Source organism: Pseudalkalibacillus berkeleyi, assembly GCF_021608225.1.
GTDB lineage: Bacteria > Bacillota > Bacilli > Bacillales > Fictibacillaceae > Pseudalkalibacillus > Pseudalkalibacillus berkeleyi.
In genome coordinates this window covers 2,854,905-2,874,659 of the sequence record NZ_JAKIJS010000001.1, presented here as the reverse complement: position 1 = coordinate 2,874,659, position 19,755 = coordinate 2,854,905, and the positions used below count along the sequence as shown (strand labels likewise).

Annotated in this window: 19 protein-coding genes; 10 read left to right on the top strand and 9 right to left on the bottom strand. The window is 39.5% G+C overall.

The window, feature by feature from the left end; all coding sequences use genetic code 11:
* Positions 1-45 precede the first annotated feature (45 nt).
* Complete coding sequence (locus L2716_RS14920) at positions 46-1,584, bottom strand: FAD-dependent oxidoreductase (RefSeq protein WP_236337654.1); 1,539 nt, start codon at positions 1,582-1,584, stop codon at positions 46-48.
* Between the two features lie 295 nt (positions 1,585-1,879).
* On the opposite strand from L2716_RS14920, the gene desB reads away from it, so the two are divergent.
* From desB to L2716_RS14905, 3 genes are all read left to right on the top strand, one after another.
* Positions 1,880-2,941 carry a Delta(10) desaturase DesB gene (gene desB, locus L2716_RS14915; protein ID WP_236337895.1) on the top strand — a complete coding sequence of 354 codons (1,062 nt, stop codon included), beginning with the start codon at positions 1,880-1,882 and terminating at the stop codon, positions 2,939-2,941.
* Between the two features lie 414 nt (positions 2,942-3,355).
* On the top strand, positions 3,356-5,188 hold the full coding sequence (locus tag L2716_RS14910) for a cation:proton antiporter (RefSeq protein WP_236337653.1): 1,833 nt from the start codon (positions 3,356-3,358) through the stop codon (positions 5,186-5,188).
* A 121-nt stretch (positions 5,189-5,309) separates the two neighbouring features.
* On the top strand, positions 5,310-6,203 hold the full coding sequence (locus tag L2716_RS14905; RefSeq protein WP_236337652.1) for a hypothetical protein: 894 nt from the start codon (positions 5,310-5,312) through the stop codon (positions 6,201-6,203).
* Positions 6,204-6,252: 49 nt separating this feature from the next.
* Here the strand turns inward: L2716_RS14905 and L2716_RS14900 are convergent, their stop codons facing one another.
* Positions 6,253-7,203: an isopenicillin N synthase family dioxygenase gene (locus L2716_RS14900; RefSeq protein ID WP_236337651.1), complete on the bottom strand. Its 951-nt coding sequence runs from the start codon at positions 7,201-7,203 to the stop codon at positions 6,253-6,255.
* A gap of 159 nt (positions 7,204-7,362) precedes the next feature.
* Between L2716_RS14900 and mscL the strand changes: the two genes are divergently transcribed.
* Entirely contained in the window at positions 7,363-7,842 is a 480-nt protein-coding gene (gene mscL, locus L2716_RS14895) for a large conductance mechanosensitive channel protein MscL (protein ID WP_236337650.1), read from the top strand.
* Between the two features lie 44 nt (positions 7,843-7,886).
* On the opposite strand, the gene L2716_RS14890 is transcribed toward mscL, so the two are convergent.
* A complete protein-coding gene (locus tag L2716_RS14890; protein WP_236337649.1) occupies positions 7,887-8,321 on the bottom strand; it encodes an SRPBCC family protein in 435 nt (144 codons plus the stop codon).
* A gap of 159 nt (positions 8,322-8,480) precedes the next feature.
* Between L2716_RS14890 and L2716_RS14885 the strand changes: the two genes are divergently transcribed.
* Entirely contained in the window at positions 8,481-9,053 is a 573-nt protein-coding gene (locus L2716_RS14885; protein WP_236337648.1) for a TetR/AcrR family transcriptional regulator, read from the top strand.
* Between the two features lie 48 nt (positions 9,054-9,101).
* Complete coding sequence (locus L2716_RS14880; protein WP_236337647.1) at positions 9,102-10,034, top strand: SDR family NAD(P)-dependent oxidoreductase; 933 nt, start codon at positions 9,102-9,104, stop codon at positions 10,032-10,034.
* A 61-nt stretch (positions 10,035-10,095) separates the two neighbouring features.
* Here the strand turns inward: L2716_RS14880 and L2716_RS14875 are convergent, their stop codons facing one another.
* Entirely contained in the window at positions 10,096-10,452 is a 357-nt protein-coding gene (locus tag L2716_RS14875) for a DUF488 domain-containing protein (protein ID WP_236337646.1), read from the bottom strand.
* 159 nt (positions 10,453-10,611) lie between these two features.
* Between L2716_RS14875 and L2716_RS14870 the strand changes: the two genes are divergently transcribed.
* Positions 10,612-11,781 (top strand): class I SAM-dependent methyltransferase, encoded by a 1,170-nt coding sequence (locus L2716_RS14870; protein ID WP_236337645.1) that lies wholly within the window; start codon positions 10,612-10,614, stop codon positions 11,779-11,781.
* 290 nt (positions 11,782-12,071) lie between these two features.
* Positions 12,072-13,040, top strand: coding sequence for a peptide-methionine (R)-S-oxide reductase MsrB (gene msrB, locus L2716_RS14865; RefSeq protein WP_236337644.1), 969 nt, complete (start codon positions 12,072-12,074; stop codon positions 13,038-13,040).
* Between the two features lie 41 nt (positions 13,041-13,081).
* Here msrB and hmpA read toward each other — a convergent pair whose 3' ends face one another.
* Positions 13,082-14,299, bottom strand: a complete 1,218-nt coding sequence (gene hmpA, locus L2716_RS14860) for an NO-inducible flavohemoprotein (RefSeq protein ID WP_236337643.1) — start codon at positions 14,297-14,299, stop codon at positions 13,082-13,084.
* 210 nt (positions 14,300-14,509) lie between these two features.
* Here hmpA and L2716_RS14855 point away from each other — a divergent pair, with 210 nt between their 5' ends.
* Together L2716_RS14855 and L2716_RS14850 are read left to right on the top strand one after the other, a co-directional pair.
* Positions 14,510-14,953 (top strand): RrF2 family transcriptional regulator, encoded by a 444-nt coding sequence (locus L2716_RS14855; protein WP_236337642.1) that lies wholly within the window; start codon positions 14,510-14,512, stop codon positions 14,951-14,953.
* A 94-nt stretch (positions 14,954-15,047) separates the two neighbouring features.
* Entirely contained in the window at positions 15,048-16,517 is a 1,470-nt protein-coding gene (locus L2716_RS14850; protein ID WP_236337641.1) for a potassium/proton antiporter, read from the top strand.
* A gap of 40 nt (positions 16,518-16,557) precedes the next feature.
* On the opposite strand, the gene bshB2 is transcribed toward L2716_RS14850, so the two are convergent.
* The 4 genes from bshB2 to L2716_RS14830 all read right to left on the bottom strand — a co-directional run bounded on the left by bshB2 (position 16,558) and on the right by L2716_RS14830 (position 19,606).
* Positions 16,558-17,226 (bottom strand): bacillithiol biosynthesis deacetylase BshB2, encoded by a 669-nt coding sequence (bshB2, locus tag L2716_RS14845; RefSeq protein WP_236337640.1) that lies wholly within the window; start codon positions 17,224-17,226, stop codon positions 16,558-16,560.
* A gap of 90 nt (positions 17,227-17,316) precedes the next feature.
* Entirely contained in the window at positions 17,317-17,649 is a 333-nt protein-coding gene (locus tag L2716_RS14840; protein WP_268964067.1) for a YojF family protein, read from the bottom strand.
* A gap of 114 nt (positions 17,650-17,763) precedes the next feature.
* On the bottom strand, positions 17,764-18,330 hold the full coding sequence (locus L2716_RS14835) for a GNAT family N-acetyltransferase (protein WP_236337638.1): 567 nt from the start codon (positions 18,328-18,330) through the stop codon (positions 17,764-17,766).
* 25 nt (positions 18,331-18,355) lie between these two features.
* Positions 18,356-19,606 carry a GNAT family N-acetyltransferase gene (locus tag L2716_RS14830; RefSeq protein WP_236337637.1) on the bottom strand — a complete coding sequence of 417 codons (1,251 nt, stop codon included), beginning with the start codon at positions 19,604-19,606 and terminating at the stop codon, positions 18,356-18,358.
* Positions 19,607-19,755 lie beyond the last annotated feature (149 nt).

The following is a 19,755-nucleotide window of genomic DNA, read 5'->3' as shown; positions in this document are numbered from 1 at the left end:
TACTAATACCCTATTAAGTAAGAAATAATCCTTTTATGGAAGGACTTACGAATTATTCTCAGGTGAGACTTTTTTAAGGGGACGATTTGCTGGACCTTCAATGACAGATCCATCATAAGAAAAACGTGATCCATGGCAAGGGCAGTCCCATGTTCTGTCGCCACTATTCCACTCGCATTCACAACCTAAATGGGTACACGTTGTGTCGACAAGGTGAATGTAGCCATTTTCATCCTTATAGGCACCCGTTCGTTTCCCTTTTACTTTGACCACTGCACCTTCATCAGATGACATCTCTTCTATACGCTTTTCTTTCAGACCGACCTTTCCAGCAATAAAATGGCCAGCTACATCTGCATTCTGGACGATAAAATCTTTCACCCCTGGATCTGCTATGAAACGCGATGGGGTAAATATTTTACAATAAGGATTATCGGTTTTGGTGATGAGGTCCCTTAGTATAGAGGCAGCTACCACACTCGTTGTCATCCCCCATTTTCGATACCCTGTTGCAACAAAGATATTGTCATGGTTTGAACTAATCGGTCCAATGTAAGGGATGTTATCTATCGTAACTAAGTCCTGTGTGGACCATCTAAAAGCAGCATTCTTAATACCGATTGTTGATTCTGCCCATTGATATAAAGCTTCATAGTGTTTCATCGTATTAATGCCTTGTCCGGTTTTATGGCTTTCACCTCCAACCAAGACATATTGCTCACCGTTGATGGTGGCAGAACGAAGTGAGCGCTTCGGTTGATCTGTACTCAAATACATACCACCCGGATACTCCTTGCTTGGTTTAATTGCTAGTACATATGATTTTTCTGCATGCATTCTCGTAAAATAAAAACCTTTCCCATCGAAAAATGGAAAGTGAGTACTTGTAATGACGTTATCACACGTGATTTTCCAACCTTCTCGAGTTACAACGACCGGCTTTGCATCGGTCTGAATATCAATCGCAGTTGTGTTTTCATATATGGATCCACCGGCATTCTTTATTTCATTTACGAGAAACAATAAGTACTGTAAAGGATGGAATTGAGCCTGATTGTCCATGACTAAGGCTGATTCGATATTTATGTTAAAAGGGATTTCATTTGATAGCTTGCCAGGAATACCTAGCTTCTCATAAGCTTCAAATTCTTTTTTCAATTTCTGATGAGAGGATGGATCTGTAGCATAAAGAGTTGCCCGTTCTCTTGAGAAACCACAATCGACACCATGTTCTGTGATTAACTGAGCTATGTATTCAATAGCCTCTTGATTCGCTTCATAATATAACTTGGCTTGGTCCTTACCGATATGATGTATCAATTCGTCATATATGAGATCATGTTGAGCAGTTAATTTCGCTGTCGTATGACCTGTCGTACCACTCATTACTTTCCCAGCATCTATGAGGGCAACAGTAAATCCAGCCTTTAGCAGAAAATAGGCAGTTGTAATGCCTGTAATTCCTGCACCAATAATGGCGATATCAACGGTTTTGTGTTCCCTTAAAGCATCAAATTGAGGTGTTTGGATGTTTGATTGCCATATCGGCTCTGGAAAATGTGGGAATTGCATCGCTCTGGACATGAGAATCCTCCTATACTATAAAAGTGAAACTAAAAAAATAATTCGACCTATATTAGTTCTTTCCGAAAGAATAATTTTCATGTATAGACAAGGGTAGAGGTGATAAAATAGTATCTAATATTAGTAGCTGGTAATAAGTATTGATTGACAAGCTCATGCGAACACTGTTAGCTTTAATAAAGCAATATACAGAGATTATTTTTTGCTTCGAATGTGTTTAATATAAAAACTTGTTCGATGCATGTATTATCAGGACATCAGTAAAGAAGTTACAACAGAAGAGAGGATTGTTGAGATGAAAGAATTTCATTCATTTGGGTGGTATGCAGCACGAATTGCACCACACTTACCTAAGCAAGCATTCAAGCCTGTCCCTTCAAGATTATTTGGCGGTTTGGCTTATTTTCTCATAATCATTGCAAGCTTTGTCACGATCATCTTCTTTGACACGAATATTTGGATCAATCTTTTGCTGAGCTTCATCCTAGGATCTAGCTTTGCAGGAATGGGTTTCCTAGGACACGAAATTCTACATGGAACCGTTGTACGAAAGCCTTGGTTACGTGATTTACTTGGAGCAATTGCGTTTTGGCCATTGACGACAGGACCGAAATTATGGCGTAAATGGCATAACCTTACGCACCATGTTCATACTCAGGACGAGGAAAATGATCCAGATGCTTGGCCAAGTATGCAGAAGTTTAAGGAAAGTCGTCTCATGCGTTGGATGTATCGCGTACCGTTCTGGATTAGAGCAATTGCAAGCTTCGCATCACTTGCCGTAACGTTTACTTTGCATTCAATGAAGATGTTTACGGTATATGTGAAGGAGTTTAATCCGAAAAAGCAGCCAAGTGTTTGGTTAGAAGCGGTCTTACCTTGGGCAACTTGGATTGGATTACTTGTATGGATTGGATTTGGAAAGTGGTTCTTTGCTTTTCTATTGCCTCTCCTGATCGCAAACTTTATTGTCATGGCATACATTTCAACCAATCACCGTCTAAACCCACTTGTACCTGTGAATGACCCATTAGCAAACAGCCTAACGGTCACGACACCTAAATGGGTGGATGTATTGCACTTTAACTTCTCATACCACACGGAGCATCATTTGTTCCCAGGAATGAGCCCAAAATTTTATCCATTGGTTAAAGAGCAAATCAAACAAAAATGGCCGGAGCGGTATCACGAAATGCCATTTGGTAAAGCACTGGTCGCACTGTTTATTACACCGCGTGTGTATTATAAGGACAAAGAGTTCATTGATCCGCACAAAGGCAATTTATTTGGTTCACTAGGAAACGGAATGAATCCAAAGAACCTTTCCATTAAAAAGTCAAAATTAAAATTGAGATAAATCTCAGTTGATACCGCAGTGTTGATTCACTGTGGTATTTTTGTTTCAATGCGAGATGGAGGGCTATTCACAACATATTTGAGCTGGATCACCGAAATAAGTTGGGATTAAGGGCTATTCACCACATATTTAAGCTCATTCCCCGAAATAAGTGACGAATCGGTATAAACAGCGCGACAATCACTGTAATAAAAAAGTCACAAAAAATTTAAGTGGAAATGATAGCTTTTTTTGTATCGAACAGGATAAAATAAGTGACGTAATTCTTGAAACATGTATAATTTATTAAAAGGTTCATAAACCTGTTGAGTAAATTACGAACTTGTGAGGGACAATGAAGATGTAGGAAAAAGTCATCTAGTGCCCCTTATTATACATACGATTATTGTACTTTGAATTTAAAGGAGTAGACGAATGCTGGACTCGCTATTATTTTTACTTATGCTAACGATTACGTTAGGTATAGCTTCACAATGGGTAGCATGGCGCTACCGTTTTCCTGCTATCGTGCTAATGTCTTTAGTTGGATTGCTAGTAGGTCCTTTTTTGGGGATTCTGAATCCAAAGGAAGACTTCGGAGATATGTTTGGTCCAATGGTTTCTATTGCAGTTGCCATTATATTGTTTGAAGGAAGTTTGAATCTTGATTTCCGTGAAATTCGCGGTCTTAGACATTCGGTATTACGTATCGTTTCAGTAGGTGCTTTTATCGCATGGCTGTTAGGATCATTAGCTGCCCATTATGTTGCCGGACTCTCTTGGGCTGTTTCGTTCGTCATTGGCGGGTTATTCATCGTGACAGGACCGACTGTTATTTTGCCGCTCTTGAGGCAGGCGAAGTTAAAATCTAGACCAGCGACGATTTTAAAGTGGGAAGGAATTGTAGTGGACCCGATTGGCGCGCTACTTGCCGTATTTGCATTTGAAATCATTAAATTCTTCTCATCTGAAGAAGTTACAGCAACTGTCTTATTTTTCTTCTTCCTAGGTTCTGTGTTCGCCGCATTGTTTGGATGGTTGTGTGCGAAGCTAGTCGGCTGGATGTTTGAACAAGGATATGTAGCAGAATTCCTTAAATCACCGATGGTATTCACCGTCGTAATCGCTTGTTTCACAATTACAGATGAAATTGTGCATGAAACCGGCTTACTAGCCGTAACCGTAATGGGGCTAGTACTTGCGAATATGCACATATCTTCCATTGACGATATGAGAAACTTTAAAGAAAACATTTCAGTACTTCTAATCTCAACTATCTTTATCATGCTTACGGCATCACTATCGCTTGAAACATTACTTGAGATCCTGAATTGGAAAATTATTTTGTTCGTCGTGTTGATGCTGTTTATCGTACGTCCGATTTCCATTGCACTTTCTACAATCGGAACGGATTTGACGCTTAAAGAAAAAATCTTAGTCGGTTGGATTGCCCCGCGTGGAATTGTTGCCCTTACCGTATCAGGATATTTTGCAAGTGTATTACTTAATCAAGGGTTTGAAGACGCAAAGCTGTTAATTCCGCTCACATTTGCGCTTGTATTTGCAACAGTTGTCGTCCATGGATTTTCAATCGTGCCACTCGCGAAAAAGCTAGACCTTGCTGTCGAAGGAAAACCAGGAATTCTGATCGTTGGAGGGAGTAGCTTTAGTACGGCTTTAGCGAAGTCTTTTGAAGAATTAAATATCTCCACTATGGTTGCGGACTCATCTTGGGAGCGTTTAATTACAGCTCGAAAGGCGGGCGTATCTTCCTATCATGGAGAGATACTATCGGAACATACCGAATACCATTTAGACTATACACCTTATGAACAGTTGATTGCGATGACTGAAATCGATTCTTATAACGCGCTTGTCTGTACGAATTTTGTGCCTGAATTCGGTCGGAACAATCTATATCAATTATGTCTTCACAATGATCATATTGATGATCTAGAAGATCTCGTTCATACAATTGGAGGGAAGATTCTCTTCAAAAAAGGTGCTACATGGGAAGAGTTGAATAAACGAGTCGAATGCGGACATGTCATTCGTAAAACAAAGCTTACAGAAAAGTATACGTACAAACAATATTTAGCTGAGCGGAACGATGACACGATTCTGCTCTACATTGTTAAAGGTGGAAAGGTTACATTCTACTTCCAAGAAGGAGAAGTTAATCCTGAAATAGGTGATCTAGTCGTTAGTCTCGGACCACCGAACAATGGAAAGGAAAAACCGAAGCCTATCGTAGGAAGCAAACTATAATCGACGAAAAAGGTATCCAGTGCATGGGTACCTTTTTTAGGCGCGAATGAGATCAAAACAAAGGACTTGTTCTGTTTGGTGGAGAATTTTAACAGGAGACTTATATCAAGGAAGTGTTATTGTGTTTCGAAAAATCATACGCCAAATCCCCGCGGTCATTTTGTATACGTTGATCTTCAGTTTGCTGACGACAACCTTTCTTCTACTTGCTTTTAAACAAACCGTTTTGGACCCATACAGTACGATAGACAAGCTAGATGGGACAGGAGCATATTCAGAATTACAAGAGATTTTACCTGTTGCAATACAAGAAACAGATGAACTGAAGGAAATCACTTCAGACGACGCACTTAACCCAACTTTTGAAAAAGTAATAAGAGAGCAAATGACCATAAACAGGGTCAAAGAGATGATGAATTACATTGAGACAGACATTTGGGATTATATACTTGAAAAAGACACGGAGCTTGAGCCTCTCAACATTAGCGATATACGATTGATATTACTTGAAGAAATCAATCAGGAATCATCGCTCAATAACAGAGTGATTTATGTAGACAAATTCGTTGATGAGCTTGAATGGTCATCCATAATGAATGTAAAATCAGACTCAATCGACCAATTAAAAACACATTATGATCGGATCAATTCACTATTGTTGATTTGTGCATTGTCATTACTTACGCTTATAGGATTCAGTTTCTTAGTCCTCAGAAATGTTCGTACAACGTTAAGCTGGCTATCGGGAGCATGTATTGTATCGGGTATATCGCTAGCCGTTACGGCAGTCATCCTCCATATCATTGGGATTGATTGGATGAATACAGGGATTGATTTCCCAGAGTTGTTCTCACCTCTTTCTGATTACGTGGAAACTGTCATGAAGCAGCTATATGTAGACTTTCTCTCTGCAGTGTTAGCAGGAGCGGGCTTCATCACCATTTTCGGAATAGGATCTTACGGAATAGCCGTAAGAAAACCAATGCAAAAATACAATCAGAAAATTGCTGCATAAAAAAAGTCCCTACACAATCGTGTAGGGACTTTGCTTTTAAAAAGTAAGCTTAAGCTTTAATTAGGCCGATTTCAACCAATCTTTCATATAAGAAGTCGCCTGCAGTTATAGCAGGATACTTTTCAGGGTTGTCCTTCGTCACTGTAGCAGGAATTGTTTCTAACAAGCAGCTGCTGTAAGGGTGCACGAAGAAAGGCATAGAATAACGTGAAGTATTTTCTCCAACAGGGTTCACAACGCGGTGAGTTGTTGCAGGAATGACTTCGTTCGTAATGCGAGAAAGCATGTCTCCAGCATCTACGATGATTTGTCCTTTTTCAGCCTTAACTTCCATCCATTCACCATCACGTGTAAGAAGCTCAAGTCCTGAAGCAGTAGATTCAACCAACAATGTAATTAAGTTAATATCTTCATGCTCAGCAGCACGGATTGCATTTGGATCCATTGACTCGTCCAACTTAGGATAATGGATAGAGCGAAGAATGCTGTTTCCATCTTTCAACATATCTGCAAAGAAATCTTTGCGAAGATCGAAGTGCATCGCAAGTGCTTCAAGCATGTTGCGTGAAACTCTTTCAAGTTCACGGTAGAAGTTCAATGCATTTTTACGTAGTTCTGGAATTTCATCTGGCCATACGTTTGAAGGGTACTCAGAAGTTAGAGGGTGCCCATGAGGAAGTTCCTGTCCTGTATGCCAAAATTCTTTCAAGTCACCGACAGTACGGTTCTTTGCATGCTCTTTACCGAATCCTGTATAACCACGTTGTCCACCATCGATACCTTCGTACTTTTGCTTCGTTTCAGTATCCATGCTGAATAACTTTTCCCATAGCTCATAGTTTTTGTCGATCAATTTATGATCTACACCATGTCCTTCAAGAATGATGAATCCGATATCCTTAAGTCCAGCTGCAAACTCTTCAGAGAATGCTTGGCGAGATTGTGAGTCTCCATGTGTGTAGTCCTTCAAATTTAACGTTCTAATAAATGGTTTCGTCAATGTGGTGAACCTCCTAAAGGTATTGGTATGAAAGCGATTTCAATCCTTTTTGAGTATAACATGACATAAGAGGTCTAACAACTTGGAAATTAATAGATTTATAGGAAAACATATCTTGTACAAGGATTCATATAGTGATAACAGGGGGGAGGACAAAGAATGAGATTTTTGTATGGATTGAAAGAGTTCTTGTTACGAGGAAATGTTGTGGATATGGGAATAGGAATTATCATAGGTACAGCTTTCAGTAAAATTGTACAGTCGTTCGTATCCGATATTGTCATGCCACCAATCGGCCTTTTATTAAGCAGTACAGATTTTTCTGAGTTGTATTTGAATCTCTCCGGGACGAAATATGCCTCCCTACAGGATGCTCAAGCTGCTGGGGCAGCCACAATCAATGTAGGTCTTTTCATAGAAACACTCATACACTTTCTTATTGTTGCATTTGCAGTCTATTTGTTCATCATACAAGTGAATAAGGTAAGAAATGTACCGATTGAACAAACTAGATTTACAACATGCTCTTATTGTTATACAACGATATCAAGTTTAGCTTCACGCTGTCCGAATTGTACATCCAATCTAAATGGCACCCCATCAAGTAATCATGACCGGATGAAGGTTAGATTTAAATGATGACAAGAGGAAAAGCCCAGTCCTGTTTAGGCTGAGCTTTAGATCTATGCGCTTTCTAATTGCTTCTTCAAGTTTTTATAATCGGATTTCACCGATTTCTTAACCATCAGTTTCATAAGTGGCTGTGCAACTTTAAACGTTTTACTGGCATCACCTTCAACAATTGCGGATACAAGCGTTCCTTCTTTATGGGGTTCAACAGTCCGCGTGACAGTAATCGGAAATGTACTCTTAATACTTTCAATTTTGATCTTCCGGTTTTCTTCGTATTCGACAACCTTGAACGTGGTTGTAATTTCTTTACCAAGAAATTTAGCTACCTGCTCATAAGTGGAGCCTACACCGATCGGTCCTTCAGATGTAAATCGTGCCGAAACCATACCCCCTTGCCACTTAGGATTGTTTTCGAAGTTTGAGATATATGAAAAGACACGATCGTGTGGAGCATGAATGGTATTACTTACATTTATTTTAATCATTTAGCTCACCTTTTCCCTCTTTATGTGACTATAAGGTAACATAAAAGTTCAAAGAATACAATCTATTTCCAAATATTTCAGGTAAATGGTTGTAATTATTTGGTTTCTTACTTATAATTACAATTAATTAAACAGTGGTCAATTAGATAGGAGTATCGCATGACACCTAGAAAAAAAGTAGAGCAAGAATTGACAAGGGAAATGATCCTTGATGCTGCTAGGGTCTTATTCGTTGAGAAGGGATTCCAAAGCGTTTCAATGCGACAGGTTGCTAAGACATTGGACTACAGCCATGGAGCAATTTATTACCATTTTAAAAACAAAGCAGACTTATTTTATGCGCTTGTGGATCAAGATTTTCACCTGCTGGATCAGACAGTGAATAGAATTATGGAACAACCTCTTTCAGATTCTGAGAAGCTTCAAAAGGTCTTGATTGGGTTCATCGAATTCGGACTAACACATCAGAATCATTATGAAATCATGTTTCTGATCAAGGACGAAGAATTTCAACATCATATCCAAGTAGGACCGAATCAAAGCTATGCAAACTTTGCACAGACCGTTCATCAGTTAAGTGAAGTTACATTGACGGTTCAAGACGTTTGGTCGTTGTTTTTATCATTACATGGATTTGTTGCACATTATTGGCGATGTAATCAATCCTTTGATGAGGTGCGATTATTAGCAGAAGCGCATGTATCATTTTTGATCAAATTATTGAGGAAGTAATATTTTTTGCGTTTAATTGACCAATGGTTAATAAAAGGAGGAGAATAAATGGATCGAGCATTAGTACTTGGTGCATCAGGTGGTATGGGGTATGCAATTGTAAATGAGCTGTCTAATCGAGGGGTGAAGGTAGTCGCTTTTGCTAGAAACGGGAGTAAGCTCAATGCAATGTACGAAAATAATTCGAATGTGGAAATTAAGACTGGTGATGTGTTTGACCAAGACGCGTTAATACTTGCGGCTAGAGGTGTAGATGTCATATTCCATGCGATTAATATCCCGTATCATCGGTGGGAGATAGAACAAGCTACAATCGTTCAGAACATTGTCTATGCAGCTGAACAGGTCAACGCGAAACTAGCGATGGTTGATAACATATACGCGTATGGAAAAGGGTTGGGCAAAGCTGTTGATGAGCAGACGCCAAAGGAACCTCATACGAAAAAAGGTAAAATCCGTCTTCAGTTAGAGGATATTGTTTTTAAAGCAAATATCCCCGTATTGATTGCACACTTTCCAGATTTCTATGGTCCTTATGCAGAAAATACATTTATACACTTTCTTTTGAAAGATGTTGTTACAAATAAGCGAGCAAGCTTTGTTGGTGATCAAAATGTCAAAAGGGAGTTTCTCTATACTCCAGATGGAGCAAAGGCGATTGTAGAGTTATCAAATAATGAAAAAGCTTTTGGTCAACACTGGAACATCCCTTCTGCTGGTGTCATATCTGGAGAAGAAATCATTCGAGAAGTCAGAAAGATGACCGGTTATGAGAAAAAGGTATCTGTCGTGACTAAGAATATGATCCGATTCGTAGGCATATTTAATCCACAGATGCGTGAACTGGTCGAAATGATGTATTTGACCGAGCAGCCGGTTGTACTCTCTGGCGCGAAATACGAAAGAGAAGTAGGTCCTGTTCCTCGAACTTCATATAGAGAGGGAATTCAACAGACAATCAAACACATGAAGCACATTTAAAGAAAAGAAGAGGCTGTCTCATAAGCTTGGACAACGCTTTAGAGGGAGCCTCATTATAGATTTATTTGGATTCTAGGTATTCTTTCAACACATTTGCGTGATTGTGCTCAACATCTTTAGCGGCATATAACAATGTAACCTTTCCATCGTTTTCGAGTTTTTGAATAGTCTCGATTGCTTTCGACTTATCTTCATCATTGTCTAATTCTTTCTTATATTTTTTCTTAAATTGTTCATACCGTTCTGGATCATGATTGAACCATTTTCTTAAGTCAGGTGAGGGTGCGACTTCCTTTAGCCATTCGTCTAAATTTGCATCTTGTTTTGAGATGCCCCTCGGCCAAATACGATCCACTAATAACCTTTTGCCATCCTTAGAGTTTTGTTTTTCGTAGATTCGCTTAATTTGTATAGACACCAAATGACCTCCAATCCAGTTTGATATGTTAAACATCTTCGTACTGCTTCTTCCTCTTTTGCAGGAGAAAATACCTTGGTCATAGGTCATGCATTTGAAATTTACTCCGGATTCTGTCATCTTTAAAAAATAGATATTCGAGAAGACGGAGGAACGTACATGTCTACATATTGGACAACGATACACAATATAGCCTCAACATTGATTCAACATTCAATTCCTTATCAATTCATAGATGAAACTGGATTAGCTATTCAGGGGCTGGATATTGAGAAAAATGAAGTACATGTCGAAGTACAATGGGATCAAATGGAGTCTGTGCATGACATTTTTGAACCTTATACACCGACGACAATCGAACGAACAAATGAACAAGGACGATTTACACTTGTGATGGAAGGAACGAATGTCGTCGTTATTTGTAGATATAACACAGCATTACGAACGGATCCATACCGTATTGAAGTTAAAAATGAAGGCGTAGACCTTTGGTGTCAGTCCCTGTATGCACTTACTGATGATCGAGACCACGGAAAAGTCGTGCAGGCATATTTGTCTCAGAAACAGAAAGAAATGACCGAACAAAATGAGTCTGCGTGGAACCAGAATAATTATCAAGCACTCGTTAATCGATTTGGTGAACCTGAAACGGCAGCATCTAAAATAAAAAAATTTCCGGAAGGTCGAATCGGTTCGGTATTTCCTTTTCTAGACAATGTAAAAGACAAGAAAATCGCGCACTTGATGGGATCCAATGGCATTAAGGCAACGGCTCTTTCTTTATTGGGAGCAGAGGTGACGGTAGTTGATTTTTCAAAAGAAAATGCTGCTTTTGCAAAAGAGGTAGCTAAAGAGTGCGATGTAGAAATGAACTATTTGATCTCAGATGTTTTGTCATTAAAGTCTAATGATGAATTGAGATGTCAGTATGACATTGTCCTTATGGAATTAGGTGTTCTCCACTATTTTATAGACTTAAATCCGTTATTTCAGGTCATTCATCAACTTTTGAAACCAGGGGGAAGGTTTATTTTACAAGAATTCCATCCTATTTCAACGAAGTTAATCACTTCTAAAGGGAAAAAGCATAAAGTAGACGGTAATTATTTCGATCCTACACTTGAACGAAGAGATGTCGCCTTTTCCAAATATGCAACACATGGAGAGAAGAAAGAGGTTGAAGTCCTACAGCGGAAGTGGACACTTGGGGAAGTCGTAACATCTGTTGCACAACAAGGTTTGACCGTGAAGGTGTTAAAAGAAGAGCCAAACCAAAAAGTTCATGACATCGGACTGCCGAAAATGTTCACCTTAATTGCAGAGAAGTAGAATGGGCGGTTTTCTAGATAATTTCATATTTTTCTAGATAACTCTCGATTTGTTGAGATCCATTCAAACGTAAACATGTAAGAAGCAATAATTAGCAACCAAAATACAATAAATCCGCCTCAAAAAGGAAAAAACACCGCGCTTTTGCGGTGTTTTCAATTGGAAAGGATCGTTTCTTCGCCGCAAATGAATGAAATTCTTTATCTAAAAAAATAAATAAGCATTTTCTTTGTAATTCATTTTTGAAAAAGGATATGTTATCAATAGGCAGTATTTTTGGAGGGATGAACATGGTTGAAAACAATGAACAATTGCAAAAAGCGACATTCGCAGGTGGTTGTTTCTGGTGTATGACAAAGCCATTTGATGAGATGCCTGGAATTGAAGAAGTGGTATCGGGATATACAGGTGGAACGAAAGATAACCCAACGTATAGGGACGTGACATCGAATCAATATGGTCATCGTGAGGCTGTTCAGATTACCTTTGACCCTGAAATCTTTCCATATACGAAATTACTTCAACTATATTGGCAGCAAATCGATCCGACAGATCCTGGAGGTCAATTCGGAGATCGCGGAGAATCCTATAAAACAGCGATATATTATCATAATGATGAACAGAAGGCTCTAGCTGAAGCTTCTAAGAAGGAAATTGAGGAGAGCGGGCGGTTCTCGAAACCGATCGTGACGGATATTTTTCCTGCATCGGCATTTTATCCAGCAGATGAACAACATCAACAATATTATAAAAAGAACCCAGACCATTACAAAGCTTACTACAAAGGATCCGGGCGCAAAGGATTTGTTGAAGAGAATTGGGTAATTGAGAAAGACGATAAAGAACTTCGAGAAAAATTATCCGATATCCAATATAAAGTTACACAAGAAAACGGGACAGAGCCTGCCTTCCAAAATGAGTACTATAATAACGAGGGTGAAGGCATATATGTAGATATCGTTTCTGGGGAGCCGTTGTTTAGTTCAAAGGATCAATATGATGCGGGTTGTGGTTGGCCGAGTTTTACAAAACCAATCCATTCAATTCGGGTCAAAGAAAAAACCGACCTTAGTCATTTCATGATCCGTACAGAAGTTCGAAGTAAGAGTGGGGACTCGCACTTAGGTCATTTGTTTAAGGATGGGCCTGGGCCAGACAAATCAAGGTATTGTATTAACTCAGCTGCACTTCGCTTCATACCGAAAGAAGAGCTGGAAAACGAAGGGTACGGAGAGTATAAAGTTTTATTTGAATCATAGAGGGGAAGAGCTGACCTATCAGAGTCAGCTCTTTTTTTGCTCTATGCTCCACTTTTAACTGTCATCACATTATCAAGATCAATTGCTGGACCGAAGAATTCGTAGTTGATTTGTTCTGGAGATACGCCGAATTGATTTAACCCACCAATCATCATTTTCATAAATCCTTCTGGGCCACATATATAAAAATCAGCATCTAGTGGAATTTTCGTTTGAAGCCATTCCATATCCATGCGGCCTTTTAAGGCAAAACACTGATTTTGTTGATCCTGCTCTGTTGGGTGTTCAAAACAGAAGTGGGCTTTCAAGTTTTCGTGTTGTGCCACCAATTCTTGTATACGATCTCCCATCGCTTGATAGTCTCCGTTAATGGCTGCATGGAAATAGTGAATTTTTCGGTTCGGTAATTCAGAAAGCGTTGTTTCTAGCATACTCACGAGCGGTGTAAGTCCAACACCTGCACCGATTAATACAAGTGGCTTTTCTTCATTCATTTTAAGAGAAAAATCTCCAGCTGGAGCACTTAGGAACAGGCTGTCTCCAACCTCGATATTGTCATGAAGGTGCATAGACACACGTCCTTCACGTTTGATTGAAAGACGGTAGTAGCCTTTCCCAGGTGCATCGGACAGGCTGTATTGACGAATATGTGTGTGTGGATCGTTCGGTATCTGTACTTTCACGCTTACATATTGTCCGGGTAGGAAGGAGGCAACATCTTTCCCGTCAACGGGCTGAAGGTAGAAGGAAGTGATCACTTTGCTTTCGACATCCTTACGAACAAGCTTAAATTCACGGAAATCTTTCCAGCCACCTTCTTGAATTTCAGCTTCTTCATACATTTCTGATTCTACTTGTATGAACACATCAGCGATGACTTGATATGCTTTAGCCCATGCTTCCAAAATTTCATCTGTCGCTGCATCACCGAGTACTTCTTTAATAGCTGCGAGCAAGTTCTCTCCAACAATAGGGTATTGCTCTGGTTTTACTCCTAAGCTTCTATGTTTATGAGCAATTTGCTTTACTGCCGGTAAAATTTCCTCAAGGCGATCAATATGGACTGCAGCGGCATAAACAGCATTAGATAAGGCCCCTTGTTGTCTTCCTTTATGTTGATTGGAATGGTTAAATAAGTTTAATAGCTCTGGGTGGTTCTTAAAAAGCAGTTCATAAAATCTTGACGTAATAGCAGTTCCATATTCTTTTAAAACAGGGACAGTTGATTTAATGGTAAGTATCGTTTTCTGATCTAACATAGGAATCATCCTTCCAGTAAACATATATTTTAAATACATCTTTATTATAAAAGAGGACTTACCTAAAGATGTATAATAAATATATCTTTTCGTAATTTTGTCACATTCACGTTCAAAAAACTGTCACACGTAAGCTGAAGCCTTTTCCTGCATGATTGGCAGTGGTACGATTAGAGTATAATAATAACTCCTAACGAAGGAGGGGTTCGGTTGCGAATGACCCAATACAGTGATTATTTTTTGAGGGTGTTGATGTACTTGGCGGCACAGATGGATGGACGGCTAGTACAAATTAAAGAGATCGCTGACACATATAAAATTTCCAAAAATCACTTGATGAAAGTGACGCATGAGCTTAGTAAGCTCGGTTTGATTAGGACAGTACGGGGAAGAAACGGTGGCATTACCCTTGGTAAGAAGCCTGAAGAGATCAATATCGGTGAGCTGATTCGAAGGACAGAGGAAGACTTTTATCTTGTAGAGTGCTTTGATGCTGAGCATAACAAATGCATCATAAGTCCTGCTTGTAAATTGAGAGGCGTATTGAATAAAGCATTGAGCGCATATTTTGAAGTGTTGGATCAGTACACGCTAGCAGATCTGACTAGGAATGTAGATCAATTGCAAACACTCTTTTCAGTCGAACAGGAATGATAACAAACAATGGGTCCAATGATCATATTGATTTCATTGGGCTTTTCAATCTTTAAAGTTTGCTTAGTATATTTAATTGGACAGGAGGACGGAAATGGATTTCAGCGTAGATGGTACAATTCTACTTGTTTCGATTTTATTAATTATTGGCGTCGTAACAGCGAAATTTTCTGCCAGGTTAGGGTTGCCTTCATTAGTGTTGTTTATCGTAGTAGGTATGATGCTGAACGAGTACGTGTATTATGCTAACGCATTGCTTACCCAATTGATCGGTACCTTTGCACTAATCGTCATACTATTTGAAGGTGGTCTGAAAACTAGGTGGTATGATATCAAAAAGGTTTATAAGCCGTCATTATCATTGGCAACACTCGGAGTGCTCATTACCACATTGGTGACTGGACTAGCAGCAAAATACATATTGGATGTCAGTTGGTTAGAGGGCTTTCTTTTTGGTGCGATTGTCGGTTCCACTGATGCCGCTGCAATATTTGCGGCGTTAGGCAATAAGAACATCAAAAGAAAACTGACATCAACATTAGAGGCAGAATCCGGTACAAATGATCCAATGGCGATCTTCTTGACAGTTTCTATTTTACAGTTGATCCAGATACAAGATGTGAATCCGGCAACGTTCCTGTTGGACTTCTTTTGGCAGATGGGCGTAGGCCTCCTTATCGGTTTGCTCCTGGGAAGAGTGGCGGTTTGGATGATCAATCAAATCAATTTGGATTCATCAGGTCTATATCCGGTTCTATCAATTGCTTTAGCGATTTTCACTTTTGGAATCGCTAGTCTATTAAGCGCTAGTGGTTTTCTGGCCGTTTATGTTATGGCTGTATTTCTAGGAAACAACGATATTACATACCGGCATTCAATTGTTCGATTCAATGAGGGATTTGCATGGATGATGCAAATCACCATGTTCATATTACTAGGACTGCTGGTGTTTCCTAATCAATTGCTGGACGTCGTGTGGCAAGGAATTATCCTATCCTTCATCCTCATGCTAGTGGCTCGTCCCATCGGGGTTTTCATAAGTTTAATAGGGAGCAAATTCGACGTAAGAGAAAAGCTCTTCATCTCCTGGGCAGGGTTAAAAGGTGCGGTACCGATTGTACTGGCGACGTATCCTATGGTCGCAGGTTTAGAAAACAGCGGATTGCTCTTTAATGTCGTGTTCTTCGTCGTCTTCACGTCAGCTTTGATTCAAGGAGCTACCATCTCTCCTGTTGGAAAGTACTTTAAATTTTTACATGGTGCTAGAGTAGAGCCACCACATAGTTTAGAACTCATTTCGATTGGTAAGACGCAGAATGAAATGATGGAAATCCAAGTAGAGAGCGGGTCTCCCGTTATAGGTTGTGAAATCAAGGATCTTTCACTTCCGGATCATACTTTGATTACAGGCGTCATTCGTGGGGAAGCGCTCATTACTCCAACAGGGGATACGGTTTTATGTGAAGGAGATAGATTATACATTCTCATACATAAAACACAGCGGAATATGGTGAAACAGCTTATCCGTAAACAACCATCAGAGGAGAATAGGACATCCGAATAACGTAAAAAATGGCTAGACTCCTTAGAGTCAGCCATTTTCTCTATCGTTCATTAAATGGATATGTCCAAAACCGTTCAAACTTAATCCAATTCATCAATTCTTCTTCATTGGCTTGTAGTCTCTTCTTCATACCTTCCATTAACCCAGCTGTTTGACTTTTGTGTGCTTCGAGTGTGTTAAGCTTTTGGTCCATGAAATCACTAACATCACGGATGACGTCAGGTCGGCCTAGTTCCTCTTCGCAATTATGTGAGAACGCAACACATTCGACTTTTGGCCGTTTCGCTTTTGGCATGTTTTGTACGGCTTTAATGACTGCTGCCCCACAAGCATCATGATCTGGGTGGACACTGTAACCTGGATAGAACGTAATGATTAATGAAGGGTCCAACTCGTTAATCGCATCAGTGAACAGATCAGCAAGCATCTCAGGATCTTCAAATTCAATCGTCTTATCTCTAAGCCCCATCATTCGTAAATCTTGTATGCCGAGGACTTTACTTGCTTCTTGTAATTCCTGTTTACGAATTTCTGGGAGTGTTTCTCTTGTCGCAAAAGGTGGGTTACCCATATTACGACCCATTTCACCGAGCGTTAGACACATGTACGTTACAGGCGTGCCTTCGTCGATGTACTTTGCAATCGATCCAGATACACCGAAAGCTTCATCATCTGGATGTGGAAATATGACCAGTACTTGTTTCTCCATACATGTTCTCCTTTCATTTATGCTTATTGTCTAGCTTTAGCACGCAGTCACTTGGACCACTTCATCAGACCTCCGTGCTGACGCTTTTCTTTATTCAAACGGCGTTTCACTTATTTGCAGTGCAACAGCGAGCTTTCCGTCTTTGTCATGCCCAGCCATGAGCAATCGATTCTTAGCATCAAGCTCCCAATGGGTAATACCTTCAGCATAGATCCAGCCGAATTCCATTTTCAAACCAACTCTGTAAGGACCTTCTCCAGTGATTTTTCCTCGTGAGTACTTTATTTTGCCGTTACGTATATACGCTCCTGCAGAAAATGGCTTTTCACCAAAGTGAGAGGCGTAAGCGCCATTAGTCGTTTCTAAATGAATGTATACGTCCTGGTCCACAAATCGTTCTATGAGTGGCTGAACTTTTGTCATATCAATTAAATCCACAAAGATCCCTCCTACTTTACAACTAGTATTCACTATTGTACTAAAAAAAGGACAAGTATGTTTGTGTAGGAGCTTATAAATGAAAAAAAGAAACGTCCATTAAGAACGTTTCTTCTCATCATTCTTCAACCACTCGTGACTTAAAATGCCATACATAAGCATGTCATGCAGTTCACCATCTCTTTGGAGAAATTCACGTTGTGCACCCTCATATTTGAATCCGAGTCGTTCATATAGGTTAATTGCACGCTTATTATAACTAAAAACAGTGAGTTGTACGCGGTGTAAATTGAGCTCATTAAAGGCAAAGTTCAGTACGAGCTGCATCGTTTCATATCCTAGACCTTGATCCCATATCTTTCTTTCACCAATACCAATAGCAAGCCAAGCATTACGATGAACCCATAGAATGTCATCCAAGTCTACCCAACCAATGACGCTGTCGTCCTCGATCATACGAATAGCAAATAAAAAGGATTTCTGCTCTCGAGGCTTTAGCTCTACCCAATCTTTGAAGTCTCTCTTTAATAATGGGAATGATGGAGCAGCGTCCATACATCGCATGTACTCATCATCATGGTACCAAGTGGATACCTTATCCAAATCCTCTTCTGTAAAACGGCCTAAGTAGACTCGGTCACCTTTACGAATCGATTTTGTAATCATATTTATCCCCCAAATCGGTTAATCATTAGAATCTGTTCAAACATACTGGCTTTTGACGAGTGTAGAATAGCCTCGTCACATGAGCTATGTAATCTTTAGATGAAATAGTTGCATTGCCATACATCACGAGTGTGTCAAAAGGAACAACACCCATAAGTAGGGTAGAGAACTCCGACACATCAAGCTCGATTTCAACATCAGTATTCAACTCTTGTTTAATTGAAATATGTCCGTTTTCTACTTTCATGAAAACTGACTTTTCATTATTAGGTTGAAAGCTATCTTTCACTTTCATTTTTAAGTTAAGACTTTCGCCTCCAAAATTCATTTCTGATACTGAATCTAGAAATTTTACCGTATCGAGTATCCGATACATTAGCCCGACACCTTGGGTATTACTTTCATGAAAGACGTGCGGAATAAGGTGATTTGACCCATTGCTCGGATTTAGTAAAAGATGATGGAAATATTCATCCTGTGTATCAAAATAAATCGAACGTACTTGATCATGTTGGCTATGGAAGAAAGTGAGGAATTCTGAAAGGACCTCTGTATCCTCATAAACCATCTCATGGATGAGAATATCGTTTTGGAGGAAGCTATCTCCGTGCTCAGATTGGAAGGAAAACCCTACGTATCCTTTGATTTCGCCGTCTTTAACAAATCCAATTGTATAATTTCCTGGCTGCTTCATAGGTCTTTCAAAATCTGAATGAGATCGAATCATCATTCCATGTGTCTTTGTAGCCACTTTATTATAAAACCCTACAATGGCATCGATTTGTTCAAGTGGAATGTATTCAATATGTGCTTTAGACTTTCCTTTAGGCAGATGATGCGGTTGAACACGATAACGGTTCTTCTTCGTTCCGTAACCATACCCCATTTTTTTGTAAAAGTCTGGACGGAAAGGGTGGAGAGCGGTCATATATGTTTCTCGCTCCAGGTAATGCTTGTGGAAATACTCAAGTAACGACTTTGCGACACGCTCTTTTTTATGTAGTAGATCTACAGCTACCATTCCGATGCCACCTACAGGCACTTTCTGATCATAAAACATCATTTCAAAATCATGGAAGCGCATACCGCCGACAAGCTGTCCTGATTGATAAGCGCCATAAAGAGCGGTAGATGTATCGTTTTGTTGTAGATCAATAAATCGATCAGCCATCTTTTCAATGTCGTCATCTGTGACGAGTTTCATCCCAGGATAGGATCGACTCATTAACTCGATAAATGGTTTAACGTCTTCAACTTCCATTCTTCTAATCTCCATAGTTCCCCTCCTAAAAGCCGTTTCTGACAAACCTTTACTTATTATAGCAAAGTATCAGATTTATGTGAGAATTGAGATAGATTTGTAGAATTAAAGTGAATATTGTCGGGGAAATAATCACTCGGCTATGTAACAATGTCGTATGTTAT